17 protein-coding genes are annotated in these 17,694 nt (G+C 67.1%); 14 read left to right on the top strand and 3 right to left on the bottom strand.

What is annotated here, in order from left to right:
• Nucleotides 1-99 precede the first annotated feature (99 nt).
• Complete coding sequence (locus AC5P7U_RS08830; RefSeq protein WP_005408797.1) at nucleotides 100-801, bottom strand: FKBP-type peptidyl-prolyl cis-trans isomerase; 702 nt, start codon at nucleotides 799-801, stop codon at nucleotides 100-102.
• A gap of 167 nt (nucleotides 802-968) precedes the next feature.
• Here AC5P7U_RS08830 and AC5P7U_RS08825 point away from each other — a divergent pair, with 167 nt between their 5' ends.
• From AC5P7U_RS08825 to nth, 3 genes are read left to right on the top strand one after another with little or no spacing between them, the layout of a single operon-like run.
• A complete protein-coding gene (locus AC5P7U_RS08825; protein WP_197564115.1) occupies nucleotides 969-1,751 on the top strand; it encodes an enoyl-CoA hydratase/isomerase family protein in 783 nt (260 codons plus the stop codon).
• A 4-nt stretch (nucleotides 1,752-1,755) separates the two neighbouring features.
• Nucleotides 1,756-2,109: a hypothetical protein gene (locus AC5P7U_RS08820; protein ID WP_197564114.1), complete on the top strand. Its 354-nt coding sequence runs from the start codon at nucleotides 1,756-1,758 to the stop codon at nucleotides 2,107-2,109.
• Nucleotides 2,109-2,801 (top strand): endonuclease III, encoded by a 693-nt coding sequence (nth, locus tag AC5P7U_RS08815; protein ID WP_312560503.1) that lies wholly within the window; start codon nucleotides 2,109-2,111, stop codon nucleotides 2,799-2,801. The genes AC5P7U_RS08820 and nth overlap by 1 nt, the downstream gene beginning before the upstream one ends.
• Nucleotides 2,802-2,880: 79 nt before the next feature.
• Here the strand turns inward: nth and AC5P7U_RS08810 are convergent, their stop codons facing one another.
• Nucleotides 2,881-4,113, bottom strand: a complete 1,233-nt coding sequence (locus AC5P7U_RS08810) for a porin (RefSeq protein ID WP_006428639.1) — start codon at nucleotides 4,111-4,113, stop codon at nucleotides 2,881-2,883.
• A gap of 497 nt (nucleotides 4,114-4,610) precedes the next feature.
• Between AC5P7U_RS08810 and pstS (AC5P7U_RS08805) the strand changes: the two genes are divergently transcribed.
• From pstS (AC5P7U_RS08805) to rnt, 11 genes are all read left to right on the top strand, one after another.
• The gene (pstS, locus tag AC5P7U_RS08805; protein WP_006428638.1) at nucleotides 4,611-5,627 is read left to right on the top strand and encodes a phosphate ABC transporter substrate-binding protein PstS; all 1,017 of its coding nucleotides are present in this window, start codon (nucleotides 4,611-4,613) and stop codon (nucleotides 5,625-5,627) included.
• Between the two features lie 513 nt (nucleotides 5,628-6,140).
• Nucleotides 6,141-7,229 (top strand): phosphate ABC transporter substrate-binding protein PstS, encoded by a 1,089-nt coding sequence (gene pstS / locus AC5P7U_RS08800; RefSeq protein WP_133934234.1) that lies wholly within the window; start codon nucleotides 6,141-6,143, stop codon nucleotides 7,227-7,229.
• A gap of 82 nt (nucleotides 7,230-7,311) precedes the next feature.
• Nucleotides 7,312-8,280, top strand: coding sequence for a phosphate ABC transporter permease subunit PstC (gene pstC / locus AC5P7U_RS08795; protein ID WP_008267250.1), 969 nt, complete (start codon nucleotides 7,312-7,314; stop codon nucleotides 8,278-8,280).
• A complete protein-coding gene (gene pstA / locus AC5P7U_RS08790) occupies nucleotides 8,280-9,143 on the top strand; it encodes a phosphate ABC transporter permease PstA (RefSeq protein WP_006428262.1) in 864 nt (287 codons plus the stop codon). Before pstC ends, pstA begins: the two co-directional genes overlap by 1 nt.
• Nucleotides 9,144-9,162: 19 nt before the next feature.
• Entirely contained in the window at nucleotides 9,163-9,993 is an 831-nt protein-coding gene (gene pstB, locus AC5P7U_RS08785) for a phosphate ABC transporter ATP-binding protein PstB (RefSeq protein ID WP_005408788.1), read from the top strand.
• Between the two features lie 76 nt (nucleotides 9,994-10,069).
• Nucleotides 10,070-10,777: a phosphate signaling complex protein PhoU gene (gene phoU / locus AC5P7U_RS08780; protein ID WP_006428132.1), complete on the top strand. Its 708-nt coding sequence runs from the start codon at nucleotides 10,070-10,072 to the stop codon at nucleotides 10,775-10,777.
• Between the two features lie 227 nt (nucleotides 10,778-11,004).
• Nucleotides 11,005-11,361, top strand: a complete 357-nt coding sequence (locus AC5P7U_RS08775) for a hypothetical protein (protein ID WP_049456565.1) — start codon at nucleotides 11,005-11,007, stop codon at nucleotides 11,359-11,361.
• The gene (locus tag AC5P7U_RS08770; RefSeq protein WP_414554906.1) at nucleotides 11,348-12,223 is read left to right on the top strand and encodes an HvfB family MNIO-type RiPP peptide maturase; all 876 of its coding nucleotides are present in this window, start codon (nucleotides 11,348-11,350) and stop codon (nucleotides 12,221-12,223) included. Before AC5P7U_RS08775 ends, AC5P7U_RS08770 begins: the two co-directional genes overlap by 14 nt.
• On the top strand, nucleotides 12,216-12,971 hold the full coding sequence (locus AC5P7U_RS08765; protein WP_006428025.1) for an HvfC family RiPP maturation protein: 756 nt from the start codon (nucleotides 12,216-12,218) through the stop codon (nucleotides 12,969-12,971). The genes AC5P7U_RS08770 and AC5P7U_RS08765 overlap by 8 nt, the downstream gene beginning before the upstream one ends.
• A 23-nt stretch (nucleotides 12,972-12,994) precedes the next feature.
• On the top strand, nucleotides 12,995-13,516 hold the full coding sequence (locus AC5P7U_RS08760; protein WP_197564110.1) for an HvfX family Cu-binding RiPP maturation protein: 522 nt from the start codon (nucleotides 12,995-12,997) through the stop codon (nucleotides 13,514-13,516).
• Between the two features lie 218 nt (nucleotides 13,517-13,734).
• Complete coding sequence (gene rnt, locus AC5P7U_RS08755; RefSeq protein ID WP_006428023.1) at nucleotides 13,735-14,385, top strand: ribonuclease T; 651 nt, start codon at nucleotides 13,735-13,737, stop codon at nucleotides 14,383-14,385.
• A 145-nt stretch (nucleotides 14,386-14,530) separates the two neighbouring features.
• Here the strand turns inward: rnt and AC5P7U_RS08750 are convergent, their stop codons facing one another.
• Entirely contained in the window at nucleotides 14,531-17,557 is a 3,027-nt protein-coding gene (locus tag AC5P7U_RS08750) for a two-component regulator propeller domain-containing protein (protein ID WP_495221002.1), read from the bottom strand.
• Nucleotides 17,558-17,694 lie beyond the last annotated feature (137 nt).

Below are 17,694 nucleotides of genomic sequence, written 5' to 3'. Positions count from 1 at the left end.
TGCAACAGTAGCGCGAATGGGCTGGATTTGCGCGCCAGGCACTGCGCAAACAAAAACGCGCCGGTGGGATCACCGGCGCGTTTCGTTTACGGCTTCGATTTACTTGACGCTGACCAGCTTGATCTCGAACTGCACAGCCACGTTCGGCGGGAACGGGGTGCGCGGGTCGGCACCGTAGGCCTGGTCCGGCGGCAGGGTGACTTCCCACTTCGAGCCTGCCGGCATCTGCAGCAGGGTCTCGCGCATGGCCTTCATTTCGACTTCGCTGACCTTGATCGACGGAATCTGCTGGGCCGGGCGGGCTTCGGTCGGGCGCTGGCCGTACGGGAACGGACCGGCCACTTCCAGCTGCACGGTGCTGGCCTGGGTCGGCTTGGCACCCTTGCCGGCTTCGATCACGCGGTACTGGACGCCGCTCGGCAGGGACTGCACGCCGGCCTTGGCCTTGTTCGCCGCGATGAACTGATCGCTCTTGGTCTTGTTTTCGGCAGCGGCCTTTTCGTACTCGGCCTTGGCGGCCTGGGCACGGCCCTGCTCGCGCTTCTGGAACGCTTCAACGGCCGGCTTCAGCTGCTCGGCGGTGATCGCCGGCTGCTTCTTGGCGTAGGCGTCCTGCAGGCCCTTCACCACCGAGTTGATGTCCAGCTGCTCACCGCGACCGGTCAGCTCCGCCAGGTTGTTGCCGTAGTCGTAACCGAAGTAGTAGCTCAGCTTGCCCTTTTCGGACGAAACGTCCTGGGCGAAGGCATTGCCCGTCAGGGCCAGGGCCGCGACGGCGACCGCGATAGAACGCAACTTCATCAAACAGTTCTCCAGGGGTGGTAACTCAGGGACGTTCTGCGCCGCCCTGAGGCGACGGGTTAGGATAACGGGCGCAACGTGTAACCGCTACTCACGATGCAGGCTATGACCCGTCTGCGTTCGCGGAGTTCAATCTCACTTTTTTTTAACGTTCCAGGAGTTTCCCCGTGGCCGATGCCCTGATCGCTGTCGCCGACGACGGCGCCATCCGCACCGTGACCGTCCAGCGCCCGGACAAGCTCAACGCCCTCAATGCCGCGACCCTGCAGGCCCTGGCCGAGGCGTTCAGCGCCGCCGCCGCCGACCCGGAGGTGCGCGTGGTGGTACTGACCGGCGCCGGCCCCAAGGCCTTCGTGGCCGGCGCCGACATCGCCGAGATGAACACACTCAGCGCCGTTCAGGGTCGTGATTTCTCGCTGCTCGGCCAGGCCCTGATGCGCCAGATCGAGCGCATGCCCAAGCCGGTCATCGCGCGCGTGAATGGTTTTGCGTTGGGCGGCGGCCTGGAACTGGCGATGGCCTGCCACCTGCGCATCGCCGCCGATACCGCCAAAGTCGGCCAACCGGAAATCAACCTCGGCCTGATCCCGGGCTTCGGCGGCAGCCAGCGCCTGCTGCGCCTGTGCGGGCGTGCCGCCACCCTGGAGCTGTGCCTGCTGGGTGCACCGATCAACGCGGCACGTGCGCTGGAACTGGGCATCGTCAACGAGGTGGTCCCCGCCGACGCGCTGGACAACCGCGTGCAGGACGTAGCCCGCCAGCTGGCACGTTCGGCGCCGCTGGCCCTGCGCGGCCTGCTCGATGCGGTGCACGTGGGCGGCGAGTGCAGCCTGGAAGCGGGGCTGGAGTACGAAAGCGCGCAGTTCGGCCTGCTGTTCGCCACCGAGGACATGCGCGAAGGCACCAGCGCCTTCCTGCAGCGCCGCCCGCCGGCCTTCCAGAACCGCTGACGCCATGGCATCCCGACCCAACCCCGCGCAGCTGTTCGCCCGGGTCCAGGTAGACGATCTCGATGGCGCCCTGCAGGCCGGGCTGATGGACTATGTCGCCCGTGCCGGCGACGAACAGTTGCTGCCCGGTCACCCCGAGCTTCCGCAGCGGTTGGAGCAGGCCCAGATGCAGCTTCAGGCCGCCTGGGCGGCACGCGAACGCTACCGCGCCCGTGCCGTGCGACTGGCCCGCCGGGAGGCCGAACGCGACGCGCGGCGCACGCCGGCCCCGGCGCCGGACGTGAAGCCCGCCCTGCCCGCGGCAGCGGCGGCCATCCTCGCCCGGGCCAAGGCCCGCGCCAGCGGCAAGGAGCAGTAATGGCCACGCTGAAGAAGACCGCGCGCGCAGCGGCGCGCCGTGGCGGCGTGATGCCGCGTGCCGACGTGGTGGAAATGTTCACCCGCCTGCGCGAACTCAATCCGCACCCGAAGACCGAACTGGAATACAGCTCGCCGTTCGAACTGCTGGTGGCGGTGGCGCTGTCGGCACAGGCCACCGACGTCGGCGTCAACAAGGCCACGCGCCGCCTGTTCCCGGTGGCCAACACGCCGGCGAAGATCCTCGCGCTGGGCGAGGACGGCCTGAAGCAGTACATCGCCACCATCGGCCTGTTCAACGCCAAGGCGAAGAACGTGATCGCCACCTGCGCGATCCTGCTGGAGAAGCATGGCGGCGAAGTGCCGCGTGACCGCGACGCGCTGGAAGCGCTGCCCGGCGTCGGCCGCAAGACCGCCAACGTGGTGCTCAACACGGCGTTCGGCGAGCCGGTGATGGCGGTGGATACGCACATCTTCCGCGTGGCCAACCGCACCGGGCTGGCCCCCGGCAAGAACGTGCGCGAGGTGGAAGACAAACTGGTGAAGGCGATTCCGGCCGAGTTCCTGCTCGACGCGCATCACTGGCTGATCCTGCATGGCCGCTATGTGTGCAAGGCGCGCAAGCCGGATTGCCCGGGCTGCGTGATCGCCGACCTGTGCCGTTTCAAGGACAAGACCACGGCCGAAGCGTGACGTGGACCGTGTTGTGACGAAACAAAGACGGCGGGCACCAGGCCCGCCGTCTCGCTTTCAGACGCTGTACTTCAGGTGATCAGAACGACAGGTCGCCCCAGACGCCGAATTCCTTGGTCTTGTCGTTCTTCTTGTCGCCGGCGTTGGCCAGGTGCGTGTACTTGTACACGGTCGACAGCTTGAGGTTCTTCATGACCGGGAACTCGACGCCGACGTTCCAGTACTTGTCGCTCAGGGTCGGGTCCAGGGTCTTGCTGACGTCGGTGTCATCGTAACGACCGAACACGTTGATGCCGCCGTCGGTGACGCGCACGCTGCCCCACACCGACCAGCCGCTGGTCTTGTCGGTGGCAACGGTCAGCACGTTGTTGAGGTTCTTGGCCTGGAAGTACTCACCACCGACGCGGAAGTTGCTGTCGGCGTAGGCCACCATCGCGTTGGCGCGGGTGTAGGTGTTCTCGGCGCTCTGGATGTCGGTTTCCTTGCCCAGCTTGCCGCTGTAGCCACCGACGGCGACCACGAAGTTCTCGTTCGGGGTGTAGGCCACGCGGCCTTCCACGTCCATGCCCTTGCTGCGGGTCGGGTTCTTGTAACCGGCGCCGGACACGACCGACAGGGCGTAGTTGAAGTTGTTGCCCAGGTTGCCGAAGCCATGCAGGCCCCAGTCGGACGAGTTGCCGTACTTCAGGCGATCGGTCAGGGTGTTCTCGACATAGCGCATGCCGTAGAACTTCTCGACGTACGGGATCCACGGCATGTCGGCGGCACCGACGCGCAGGTTGAAGGCCGGGTCGAAGCTGCCCTGCACGTAGGCCTTCTTGACGAACAGTTCGGTGTTGCCGATGGCCGAGCTGTACTGGAAGTCGGTGGTCAGGTTCGCCGACCAGATGTCGTTGAACTTGTGGTCGACGGTCAGGTAGAAGCGCTTGACGTCCAGGCCGGTGCCGCTGGCGGCGGTGTCCTTGCCGTTGCTGGTCTTGTCGATGTTGGTCAGGTCGAAGAACATGCGACCGCCGATCTTGTTGTCATTGACCAGCTTGGCCAGCTTGTCGACGCTGGTCTGGGTCTTCTGTGCACCTTCCAGGGCCTGGGCCTGGGTGATGTTCACTTCGGACTGCGCGTCGGACTGCGCCTGCAGCGCCTGCGAGTCGCTCTGCAGCTGCTGGACCTGGGCCTGCAGAGCAGCGATCTGCGCCTGCAGCTGCTGCAGCTGTGCCTGGGAAACGCCCGTGCTGGCGGGAGCTGCGAAGGCGTCGGCGGAAACCAGACCGAGGCTTGCAACGACCGCGGCGGCGAGCAAATGGGAACGCATTTTGGATTTCTCCAGAGGGTTGGAATGGCTTGGGCAGAACGCCACGCCGGCAGGCCGGTCAAGCGTTTTGCGAACATTCCGTTAAAACCATGACAGTCGAATGACAAACTGCGCACCAAACACAGGTTTCTTCGCGCGGTCATCCGTACGACGCATTAGCCGCGCCATCCTTGTCGATCCCTTGCGGCATATGGCGTGATGTATCGGGGTCGACGCGCAGGCCGCCCGCCGCGCAGTGCCCACCTGCCGCGCCGGTCCGGCACGGAGAACCCCGGATCGCTGCGGAATGCCAGGAGCCTGCGTGCACCGCGCAGGCCATCAGCGACATACAGGAAGGAGTCAAACAGGTGCGTCGTTCCTTCACGCCTCTGCTGCACAGGCGCCGGGCAGCGCTGTAACGGTTGCGTCATACAACGGTCCCTGCGCTGTCATCGAACCGTTATGGAATGTGCACCGGGCGGGTAACCCCGCATCCCAATCAACCCAGGAGCCACCCCGTGATCCACGCCTTCAAGTCGCGCGTTGCCGTTGCCGTCTTCGCAGCGTCGTCCGTGTTTGCCGCCAACGCCGCTGAAATCACCGGCGCGGGCGCCTCGTTCATCTACCCGGTGATGTCGAAGTGGTCGGCCGACTACAACGCCGCCACCAGCAACAAGGTCAACTACCAGTCGATCGGCTCCGGCGGTGGTATCGCCCAGATCAAGGCCAAGACCGTTGATTTCGGCTCGTCCGACGCCCCGCTGAAGCCGGAAGAACTGGCTGCTTCGGGCCTGGCGCAGTTCCCGTCGGTGATCGGCGGCGTGGTGCCGGTGGTCAACGTGGCCGGCATCGCTCCGGGCGCGCTGAAGCTGGACGGCACCGTGCTGGCCAACATCTTCCTGGGCAAGATCAAGACCTGGAACGACCCGGCCATCGCCGCGCTGAACCCGGGCCTGACCCTGCCGAGCGCCAAGATCACCGTCGTGCACCGTTCGGACGGTTCGGGCACCACCTTCAACTTCGTCAACTACCTGTCCAAGGTCAGCCCGGAGTGGAAGAGCTCGGTCGGTGAAGGCACCTCGGTGCAGTGGCCGGCCGGCATCGGTGGCAAGGGCAACGAAGGCGTTGCTGCCTACGTGAAGCAGATCAAGGGCGGCATCGGCTACGTCGAACTGTCCTACGCGCTGCAGAACAAGCTGTCGTACACCGCGATGAAGAATGCCGCCGGCAGGTTCGTGCAGCCGAGCGACGCCTCGTTCGCCGCCGCCGCCGCCAGCGCCGACTGGGCCAGCGCCAAGGACTTCTACCTGGTGATGACCAACGCCCCGGGCGCCGAGTCCTGGCCGATCACCGCCACCAACTTCATCCTGGTGCACAAGAAGCCGAAGAACGCTGCCAACGGCAAGGCCACCCAGGAATTCTTCCGCTGGGTCTACAAGAGCGGCGACGCCCAGGCCCGCCAGCTGGACTACGTGCCGCTGCCGGACAGCCTGGTCCGCCAGATCGAGACCTACTGGTCGCAGAACCTGAAGTAAGCAAGCGCGTTCCCCCGCAGGAACGGGATCGGCGGGTCCTCTCTCCCCCGCCGATCCCACCCGGGCGCGAGATCCTCGAGATCTCGCGCTCTTCATTGTTTCTGAGGGGTTGGTCGTGAAAAGCGTTTGCGCCTTCGCTGATCCGTGGGTGAGTCGGTGGGCCAGGGCGTGCAGGACACGCCGTAAACCCGTCCTTGGGGGCTCGGCCACGGCATCCATGCCGTGGACGGTCCTGCACGCCCTGGCCCACCGCCTCTCGACAGTTCATCGGGGGCGCGGTGGGGTCATGGAAGGCAGGAGCAATGGCAAGAGCGTTTGTGGAGCCCTGGCCGTCATATCCGTGCGCAGATCCGGGGTCTGCGGGGTCTCCCGGATCGTGGCACACCCTGTGAAACCCTTGTCGGAACGTGATCCAGGACACCTCTGTCATGGTCGTAATACGGCTGTAACAAAAACATCATTTCATAGCCGCATCCGCCGACCCCGTCGGCTCTTCCCCGCTATGGAGTGACCATGAAACTGCACTCGGCCGGCCTTGCCGCCCTTTCCCTGGCCATCGCCCTGGGCCTGTCGGCCTGCGGTGGCGACAAGCAGGCCGCACAGCAGCCGGCTGCCGACGGTGCTGCCGCTCCGGCCGCTGCCGGTGCCAAGGTGACCGCCGAAGTCTCCGGCGCGGGCGCATCCTTCATCTTCCCGCTGGTCTCCAAGTGGTCGGCTGACTACAACGCCAGCACCGGCGCCAAGATCAACTACCAATCGATCGGTTCCGGCGGCGGCATCGCCCAGATCAAGGCCGGCACCGTCGACTTCGGTTCCTCGGACAAGCCGCTGAGCAGCGAAGAACTGGCCCAGGCCGGCCTGGCCCAGTTCCCGTCCGCCATCGGCGGCGTGGTGCCGGTGGTCAACATCGAAGGCCTGGAGGGCGGCAAGCTGCGCCTGAGCGGCGCCCTGCTGGCCGACATCTTCCTGGGCAAGGTCAAGACCTGGAACGATCCGGCCATCGTCGCCGCCAACCCGGGCGTGAAGCTGCCGGACGGCAAGATCACCCTGGTCCACCGTTCGGATGGTTCGGGCACCACCTTCAACTTCTCCAACTACCTGTCCAAGGTCAGCCCGGACTGGAAGGCCAAGGTCGGCGAAGGCACCTCGGTGCAGTGGCCGGACGGCGTGGGTGGCAAGGGCAATGAAGGCGTCGCGTCCTACGTGAAGCAGATCAAGGGTTCGATCGGCTACGTCGAACTGGCCTACGCGCTGCAGAACGGCATGCCGTACACCGCCATGCAGAACGCGGCCGGCAACTGGGTCGAGCCAAGCGCGGAGACCTTCGCCGCCGCGGCCGCCAGCGCCGACTGGGCCAGTGCCAAGGACTTCAACCTGGTCATCACCAACGCACCGGGCGCCCAGGCGTGGCCGATCACCGCCACCAACTTCATGCTGATGCAGAAGCAGCCGAAGGACGCCAAGCGCAACCAGGACACCCTGGCCTTCTTCAAGTGGGCCTTCGAGAACGGCCAGGCTCAGGCCAACGAGCTGCACTACGTGCCGCTGCCGGCCGAACTGGTCAAGCAGATCGAGGCCTACTGGGCGACCGACCTGAAGTGATGGTTACGACGGTGCCCGCCCCGCGCGGGCACCGCTGCTTCCACGCCATGCCGCCCCGCCCCCTCCTGGCCCAGCCGTCCCCATGAATGCCATCGCCCAGCCTGTAGCCGCCCCGTCCACGCGTGATGCGCGTGATGCCCGCAACGACAAACTGTTCCGATGGGTGCTGGTCGGCACCGTCATCTTCGTCCTGATCGCCCTGGCCTGCGCCGCGCTGTCGATGCTGTGGGGCGGCCGCCATGCCCTGCAGATGCAGGGCCTGAGCTTCTTCTTCTCGGCCGACTGGAATCCGGTCGAAAACAAGTTCGGCGCCCTCGCCCCGATCTACGGCACCCTGGTCACCGCGCTGATCGCGATGGTCATCGCCGTGCCGGTCAGCTTCGGCATCGCCTTCTTCCTCACCGAAGTCGCGCCGCGCTGGCTGCGTGGCCCGGTCGGTACCGCCATCGAACTGCTGGCCGGCATCCCTTCGATCATCTACGGCATGTGGGGCCTGTTCGTGCTGGTGCCGGTAATGACCGAGTACGTCACCCCGTTCCTCAACGAAACCCTGGGCGAGTGGCCGATCATCGGCCCGATGTTCCAGGGCCCGCCGCTGGGCATTGGCATGCTCACCGCCGGTTTCGTGCTGGCCATCATGGTCATTCCGTTCATCTCCTCGGTGATGCGCGAAGTGTTCCTGACCGTGCCGACCCGCCTGAAGGAATCGGCCTATGCGCTGGGTTCCACCAAGTGGGAAGTGAGCTGGGACATCGTGCTGCCCTACACCCGCTCGGCGGTGATCGGCGGCATCTTCCTCGGCCTCGGCCGCGCCCTGGGTGAAACGATGGCGGTGGCCTTCGTGATCGGCAACAGCGTGCGCCTGTCGCCATCGCTGCTGGAACCGGGCACCACCATCGCCGCGCTGATCGCCAACGATTTCGGCGAAGCCACTGAAACCTACCGCTCGGCCCTGCTGCTGCTCGGCTTCGTCCTCTTCATCGTCACCTTCGTGGTGCTGGCCATCGCCCGCCTGATGCTGATGCGCCTGTCCCGCAAGGAGGGCAACTGATGTCCACCACCGCTGATTCGCTGTACCTGCGCCGCCGCATCGGCAACGTCGTTGCGATCACCGCATCCTGCGCCACCGCCCTGTTCGGCCTGTTCTTCCTGGGCTGGATCCTGTTCACCCTGGCCTCCAAGGGCCTGGCCGGCATCAACCTGGATCTGTTCACCAAGATGACGCCGCCGCCGATGCAGGAAGGCGGCCTTGCCAACGCCTTCTTCGGCAGCGCCGTGATGTGCGCGCTGGCGATCGGCATCGGCACCCCGCTGGGCGTGCTGGCCGGTACCTGGCTGGCCGAGTACGGCAACGCCCGCAAGGCCGGCACCGTGGTCCGCTTCGTCAACGACATCCTGCTGTCGGCGCCGTCGATCGTGCTCGGCCTGTTCGTCTACACCCTGTACGTGATGCAGACCGGCGGCAACTTCTCGGCATTCGCCGGTGCGCTGTCGCTGGCCTTCATCGTGCTGCCGGTGGTGGTGCGCACCACCGACGAGATGCTGCGCCTGGTGCCCTCGCAGATGCGCGAAGCCGCGCTTTCGCTGGGCATCCCGCAGTGGAAGGTGATCGTGCAGGTGCTGTACCGCAGCGCGTCGGCCGGCATCATCACCGGCATCCTGCTGGCGCTGGCGCGCATTTCCGGCGAAACCGCCCCGCTGCTGTTCACCGCCTTCGGCAACCAGTACTGGAACAACAACATCTTCCAGCCGATGGCCTCGGTGCCGGTGGTGATGAACCAGTTCGCCGGCAGCCCGTATGAATCCTGGCAGGTGCTGGCCTGGGCCGGTGCCCTGGTGCTGACTGTCTTCGTGTTGCTGGTCAGCCTTGCCGCCCGCGGCATCCTGCTGCGCAACCGTATCTCCCATGACTGACCTTTCCGTGGATAACGCCATGAACGACCTTTCCAATGCCGTGCCGATGCAGCGCATCGCCGTGCCGTCCTCGCACGAGAGCCTGCACACGCCGTCGCCGGTCAAGCTGGCCGCGCGTGGACTGGACTTCTACTACGACAAGTTCCACGCCCTGAAGGGCATCAACCTGGAGATTCCGGAAAAGCGCGTGACCGCGCTGATCGGTCCGTCCGGTTGCGGCAAGTCGACCCTGCTGCGCATCTTCAACCGCATCTACGCGCTGTACCCGAAGCTGGAAGCGCGCGGTGAGGTGTTGCTGGACGGCGAGAACATCCTGTCGCCGAAGTACCCGATGAACCGCCTGCGCAGCAAGGTCGGCATGGTGTTCCAGAAGCCGGTGCCGTTCCCGATGACCATCTTCGAGAACGTGGCCTACGGCATCCGCCACCACGAGAAGCTGAGCAAGGCCGACATGGCCGACCGTGTCGAGCAGGCGCTGCGCCAGGGCGCGCTGTGGGACGAAGTGAAGGACAAGCTGGGCCAGAGCGCGCTGGGCCTGTCCGGTGGCCAGCAGCAGCGCCTGTGCATCGCCCGAGCCGTGGCCCTGCGCCCGTCGGTGCTGCTGCTGGACGAGCCGACCTCGGCGCTGGACCCGATCTCGACCAGCCGCATCGAGCAGCTGGTGGAAGAGCTCAAGCACGAGTACACCATTGTCATCGTCACCCACAACATGCAGCAGGCCGCGCGCGTGTCCGACTACACCGCCTTCATGTACCTGGGCGACCTGATCGAGCACGACCGCACGGAAGTGATCTTCTCGCAGCCGTCGCAGCGGCAGACCGAGGACTACATCACCGGTCGCTTCGGCTGAAACGTCAGTCGAGCGTGGCTCGACTCTACAGACAACGGCAGTCGAGCATGGCTCGACCCTACAGAGTGGAACAACCATGAACCTTCCCAACGACCACATCGTCAAGAGCTACGACGAAGAGCAGCAGCGCCTGGTGGCCGAAATCGTGCGCATGGGCGAGATGGCCGTCGCCCAGCTCGAAGCGGCGATGGACGTGATCGAGAAGCGCGACGAGAACGCCGCCCATCGCATCATCGCCAACGATGAAGCCATCGACGCGCTGGAACAGCAGATCAGCCACGACGTGATGCGCCTGGCGCTGCGCGGGCCGATGGCGCGCGACCTGCGCGAGATCCTCGCCGGCCTGCGCATCCCGGCCGACATCGAACGCATCGGCGACTATGCGGCCAATGTCGCCAAGCGTTCGATCGCGCTGGGCAAGGTGCCGCCGCTGCCGCAGATCCAGGGCCTGCGTGCGCTGGGCCGCCTGGCCGCGCAGCAGGTGCGCCGCGCCATCGCCGCCTACCGCGACAACGACGCCGACGCCGCGCTGGCGCTGCGCGAGGACGACGCCCGCCTCGACGCGCAATACACCGCGCTGTTCCGCGAGCTGCTGACCTACATGATGGAAGATCCGCGCAACATCACCCCGTGCACGCACCTGCTGTTCATGGCCAAGAACCTGGAGCGCGTGGGCGACCACGCCACCAACATCGCCGAGAACGTGTGGTTCCTGGTGCACGGCGAGCAGCCGCTGCCGCCGCGCGAGAAGCGCGACGAGACCTCCAGCACCGGGCAGATCTGACGCTGCACTGCAACACGTGAGTTGACTCCATGGTGGCCGCTGTCCTTGCGACAGCGGCCTTCTTGTTTCCGGGCGTTCCGGCCACCGGTCTCCCCTTCTGTAACAAACCTCACGAAAATTTGAGGTCTTGGCGAGGATTCGTTGAGTAGGATCGCTGCACCATCGTTTCCACCGGCACCCCTGCCGGCCACCCGGGCACCCGCCCACACCACCCAGGAGCACGACCGATGAGCAGTTCCAACAAGACCCTGTCCCTGCTGACTGCTACCGCCCTGGCCGCCGGCCTGGGCATGACCGCCAGTGCCTCGGCCCTGAGCATGAGCGACCTCGCCCAGGGCTACCTGGTGGCCGGCCAGGCTGCCAAGGCCAGCACCGATGCCAAGGCCACCGATACCAAGATGGCCGCCGACGCGACCAAGCACGCCGAAGGCAAGTGTGGCGCCGACGGCAAGAGTGCTGAAGGCAAGTGCGGCGCCGACAAGGGCAAGGCCGCCGGTGCTGCCGCCGGTGCCAAGGCCAAGACCGGCGACAAGAAGTCGGCTGAAGGCAAGTGCGGCGAAGGCAAGTGCGGTGGCAAGCACTGACGTCCGCGCCAGCATCGTCCACCCGCGGTCGCCGCTTCGCGCGGCGGCCGCCGGGTTGGGCCTGCGCCGGGCGCTGCTGCAGGATCTGCGAGATGCACCGGCCGGCGACTTCGATTTCCTCGAATGCGCACCGGAAAACTGGATCCATGTCGGTGGGCCCGCCGGCGACGCGCTGGCCGAACTGGCGCAGCACCACCCGCTGAGCTGCCATGGCCTGTCGTTGTCGCTGGGTGGCAGCGCGCCACTGGATACCCAGCTGCTGGAGCAGGTTGGCCACTTCCTCGAAAAGCATCGCGTGCCGCTGTACAGCGAGCACCTGAGTTACTGCAGCGACGACGGCCACCTGTACGACCTGCTGCCGATCCCCTTCACCGATGAAGCGGTGCGCCATACCGCCGCGCGCATCGCCCGCGTGCAGGACCTGCTGGGCCGACGCATCGCGGTGGAGAACGTGTCCTACTACCTGGCACCGGAGCCGGCCATGGACGAACTGGCCTTCACCAACGCCGTGCTTGCAGAAGCCGACTGCGACCTGCTGCTGGACGTCAACAATGTCTACGTCAACGCCTGCAACCACGGCTACGATGCCGACGCCTTCATTGCTGGGCTGCCCGCCGATCGCATCGTCTGCCTGCACGTGGCCGGACACCTGGATGAAGCACCGGACCTGAAGATCGACACCCACGGCAGTGCGGTGATCGATCCGGTCTGGGAGCTGCTGGCGCGCACCTATGCGCGCATCGGCGCGCGCCCGACCCTGCTCGAACGCGACTTCAATTTCCCGCCCTATGCCGAACTGCAGGGCGAGCTGCAGACCATCCGCCGCCTGCAGGCCACGCATGCCGGTGGCAACCATGGCTGAGGATCCCGATTCCCTGCGCGCGCAGCAGCACGCCTTCACCGCGCACCTGCGCGACCCGCAGGCGGTGGCCGCGCCGGCAGGCCTGGAACCGCGTCGCGTGGCGGTCTACCAGCGGCTGCTGTTCAACAACCTGCTCGGCTTGTTGAGCAACGGTTTCCCGGTCTGCGTGCGCCTGCTCGGCGAACCGGCCTGGAGCGCGCTGGTGCGCCAGTACTTCGCCACCCACCGCTGCCAGACGCCGTTGTTCACCGAGCTGGCCGCCGAGTTCGTGCAATGGCTGCAGGCGCAGCCGCAGCTGCCGCATCCGGCACTGGCCGAACTGGCCCACTACGAGTGGGTGGAAACCGCGCTGTACCAGCTGGCCGCCGAGCCCCTGCCGCCCGCAGGCGACATTGATCCGCTGCAGGTGCCGCTGCAGCGCTCGCCGCTGGCCTGGCCGCTGCTGTACCAGTGGCCGGTGCATCGGCTCGGTGCCGAAGACGCGCCGACGCAGCCACCGGTCGAACCGACCGGCCTGCTGGTGCGCCGCGAAGCCGATGGCGAGGTGCGGTTCGCCGCGCTCAGCCCGCTGGCGGTGTACCTGCTGGCCAGCATCGGCGAGCAACCCGGGCTCGACGGCCACACTTACCTGCAGCACCTGGCTGGCGCCCATGGCCTGGCCGAAGACGCTCTGGCCGGACCCGGTGCCGCGTTGCTGCGGCAGTTCCTGCAGGCCGGCGTGATCGGCCAGCTCCCCGCCCCTCCCTGACCCCCTTCCGCGGAGATCCCCTGATGAACCTTCCGACCCTGGCCGTCGCACGCGGCCAGCTGGACCGTCTCGCCCCCTGGTTGGCCCCGCTCGGCCTGCGCCTGCTGCTGGCCTGGGAATTCTTCGAATCCGGCCGCGAGAAACTGCAGGGCCAGAACTGGTTCGCCGACTTGCAGGACGCCTTCCCGTTCCCGTTCGATCAACTACCGCCCGCCCTGAACTGGCAGCTGGCCACCTGGTTCGAACTACTCGGCGCGGCCTGCCTGTTGTTCGGTTTTGGCACCCGTTTCGCCGCCACCGGCCTGCTGGTGCTGACGGTGGTGGCAACGTATGCCGTGCACTGGCCGATGGAATGGCACTCACTGGGCGACCTTGCGATGGGCTATGCGATCAGCGACCAGGGCTTCGGCAACTTCAAGCTGCCGGTGCTGTTCATGGCAATGCTGCTGCCGTTGATCTTCACCGGTGCCGGCAAGCTGAGCGTGGATGCGTGGTTGGCACGGTGGTTTCCATCGGGCATGACGGTCCGGCCCGCGGCCCGGTAGGCACCGACCGGGGTCCGGCGCGCGCTGTGCCAACCAAGGTTGGCACCTACCGGGTTCCAAAGGTTGGCACCTGCCGGGTTCCAGGGGTTGGCACCTGCCGGGAACCTGGTGCTGTGGTGCTCCTGTGGGTGTCGACCCTGGTCGACACGCTCCTGCGCAGGGAACCCGTGCGCCACAGGCCAGCCGGGCGCTCGGGGGCGCTCTGCTAGAATTCACGCATGACTGACCCCACTCCCGCACCTGCCGCCGCTCCCGATTCCGCAGTTCCCCAGGCGCAGCGCGCGATGTCACAACGCTTCCGCGGCTTCCTGCCGGTGGTGGTCGATGTGGAAACCGGCGGTTTCGACAGCCAGCGCAATGCGCTGCTGGAAATCGCCGCCGTGCCGATCGAGATGGACGAGAACGGCCTGCTTTACCCCGGCCAGACCGCCAGCGCACACGTGGTGCCGGCCGAGGGCCTGGAGATCGATCCGAAGTCGCTGGAAGTGACCGGCATCATCCTCGACCATCCGTTCCGTCTGGCCAAGGAAGAGAAAGCGGCACTGGACCACATCTTCGTCCCGGTGCGTGCCGCGATGAAGAAGTACGGCTGCCAGCGCGCGATCCTGGTCGGCCACAACGCCCATTTCGACCTCGGTTTCGTCAATGCGGCCGTGGCGCGCACCGGTCACAAGCGCAATCCGTTCCATCCGTTCAGCGTGTTCGACACGGTCACTCTGGCTGGTATCGCCTACGGGCAGACCGTGCTGGCACGTGCGGCCACGGCCGCCGGGCTGGGCTGGGACGCGAATGAAGCGCACAGCGCGGTGTACGACACCGAGCAGACGGCGCGCTTGTTCTGCACGATTGCCAACGCCTGGCCGCGCTGAAGCAACACTTCGCCGCGCTGTCGCGCGATAGTCGAGCATGGCTCGACTCTACAGGTCTGCGTGGGTGAATTCCGTGGTGGGTGCCGACCGTTGGTCGGCACTGTCGGTTGGGCATCCCATCCATCCACGCCATGCGTGGATGCGATCAACCAATACTCGTACGATCGCGGCCGTCGCTCTTGGCCCGGTATAGCGCGCGGTCGGCGCGCTGGTACAGCAGCGCCGGGGTGCGGTCGTCGGCGTCCAGCTCCACCAGGCCTGCGCTGAAGGTCACGCGCAGGCCGTCCACGCCGGCCCAGTCCGGATGGTCATGGAACAGCCCGCGCAGGCGCGCGCACAGCTGCGCGGCTTCTTCCAGGCGGGTGTCGTTGAGCAGCAGCGCGAACTCTTCGCCACCGGTGCGCGCGGGCAGGTCCGAATCGCGGCTGGCCGCGGCGATCAGTCGCGCCACCTCCACCAGCACCGCATCGCCGATGCTGTGGCTGTGGCGGTCGTTGACGTCCTTGAAGTGATCGATGTCCAGCACCACCAGGCACAGCGGATGACCGCTGCGCTGCGAGCGGGCGAAGTCGCGGGCCAGGGTTTCATCGAAGCCGCGGCGATTGGCCAGCCCGGTCAGGGCATCTTCGCGGGCCTGCCGCTCGAAGGCCTCGGCCTGCCGCGCCAGGCGCTCGGCCAGCTCGGTCTTTTCCTGGTTCAGCGCCTGCAGGTGCACGGTCTTGGCCTGCAGGTCGAAGGTCGCTTCGTCCACGCGCCGGGCCAGGCGCAGGTTGCTGGCCTTCAGCTGCTGCAGCAGCAGGCGGTACAACGCCACCAGGCCGGCCAGCAGCAACAGCCCGCCCAGCGCCTGCACGCTGCGGCGCTGCCACCAGAACGGCTCCACGGTGAAGCTCCACACCGCTTCCTGCTGGCCCCAGGCCCCCGCCGGGTGCGCAGCGGCCACGTGCAGGGTGTAATCCCCCGGTGGCAGGCCAACGAACTCGACGCTGCGCTGCGGGCCGCGTTCAACCCAGCCGGCATCCAGCCCATCCAGCCGCGTGCGGTAGCGGATCCGGTCGGACATCAGGTAGCTCAGGCCCACGTAGCTCACCGCCAGGCGGCGGCCACCCGGAATGTAGTTGCGGTCGGGCCCTTCCCAATGCACCGGCGCACCATCCACCTGCACGCTCTCGATCGCCGCCGGCGGTGACGGGCGTTCGCGGAAGCGCTGCAGGCGCTGCGGATCGACCGTGCTCAGCCCGCCCGCGGTGACCACCCAGAACGTGCCATCCTGGCGCAGGATCGCCGACGGGCCCGAACTGCCGTTGGCCTGCGCGTTGGCCATGCCGTCGATCTCGTTGTAGCGCTCCACCACCACCCGCGGCGCGCGGCCGTCGGCCACCGCATTGAGCGTGGCCATGTCGGTGCGCAGCACGCCCCGATTGCTGCTGACCCACACGTTGCCAAGGCGATCGGGCACCAGCTGGAACACCGCATCCACCGGCATGCCCTGCTCCAGCCCCACCCGCGCCAGCCGGCCGTTCTGCCAGCGGTACAGGCCGCGGTCACTGCTGATCCACATCGCATCGCCCAGCTGATGGAAGCCGAACACGCTGCGGCCGCCGCCCATCGGGGCCAGGTCGATCGACTGCACGTGGTTGCCGCGCAGCACGCGGATGCCTTCGATGGTGCCGATCCACAGGTTGCCCTGGTGGTCATGCTCGAGCGCGGTGATCAGGCCACCGGGCATGCCCGGCACGCTCGATACCTGCACGCGGTCGCCGTCGATGCGGACCACGCCCTTCTGCGTGCCGGCCCAGACCACGCCCTGCGCATCCACGCTGATCGCGCGGATGTTGCCTCCCGGCATGCCATCGGCGGCCGCATAGTTGTGCCGCAGGCTGCCGTCAGGGCCGAGGCTGTAGACGCCGTCACCGAAGGTGCCGACCCACAGATCCCCCGCCGGGCCCTGCGCCAGGCTGAGGACCGACGGCGCCTTGCCCCCCCGGTTGTGCAGCGGTACGGGACGGAAGCGGCCGTCGGGCGTCTGCAGGTCCAGGCCGCTGGCGCTGCCGACCCACAACTGGCGGTCACGGTCCTCGAACACGGTGCGCACATAGTCGCCACTGAGGCCATCGCGCTCGGTGTAGCTGCTGAACAGTGTCTCGCGCAGGCGGTACAGGCCGCCGTTGGCACCCACCCAGATGCTGCCCTCCGCATCCTCGCGCAGGCTGACAACACGCCCGCCGGGCAGGTTCAACCCAGCCGGCAGCCGCTCCAGCCCATGCGTGGAGATCCGCAGCAGGCCCTGGTTCTCGGTACCCAGCCACAGGTCGCCGTGGCGGTCCTGCAGCATCGCGGTCATGTGCAGCTGGCCCGGCAGGCGGTGCACCAGCACCAGCTGATCGTCCTCCACCCGGTACAGGCGCTCGCCGGCGACGATCCACAGGGCGCCATCCGGAGCGCGGTACGGCCACGACAGCCCGGTACCCGCGCCCAGGCCCCACGCGGCCGGTGCGCGCTTGAGCACACCGTCGTTGTCACGCAGCACCAGCCCATCGAGCGTGCCGATCCAGACCCGGTCCTGCGCGTCGACCACCAGTTTGGTGAAGCTCATCGCCATCGGCAGATCAGCCGCCGGTGCCTGGTAGACGATGCCCTTGTCCGGCACCAGGTAGCCGAGCCCCTTGCCTTCGTACAGCAGCCACAGGCGCCCCTGGCTGTCCATCTGCATGGACTGGATCAGCACCTGCGGGGTATCGCCCTGGTGCTCCCACACCCGCCACTGGCCGTCGTTGCCGCGATGGCTGACATTGCCGCGCGAATCGCTGATCCACAGCCCGCCCTGGCGATCCACGTAGAGCGCGCCGATGCCGTTGTCGCGCAGGCCCGGGCGGGTGCTGCGGTCGAACACGGTGAAATCCAGGCCGTTGTAGCGCACCAGGCCTTCCCAGGTGGCGAACCAGAGATGCCCCTCCGGGGTCTGCGCGATGTCACGCAGCGAGTTGTGCGGCAGGCCGTTGCGCGAGGTCCAGACGTCGATCGCGTAGTCCCGCAGCGGCGGCGCGCCTTCCTGTGCCGCCAGTGGCGCGGCCACGGCCAGCAGCAGCCACAGCAGCCCCTGCCGCAATGCCCGCCTGAATGATGATCCGCGGCGCTCCGCCCAGCGCCTCGTGTCCCCCTGTCCGCCCATCAGTGCAGTGGCGGTGGCCAGCGGTGGCTGCGGGGTCTGGCAGCGTGCGGAAACGCGCGGGCAACGCGGGGCGGCGTGCCGACGGGAACAGGCTGGCTCATCGGGGGGCGTCTGGGGAGATGCGCGAATGATAGGGC

Source organism: Stenotrophomonas sp. YJH_SMC_57, from assembly GCF_059369755.1.
The sequence above is the reverse complement of the archived record's forward strand: the minus strand, read 5'-3'. Positions and strand labels throughout refer to the sequence as shown.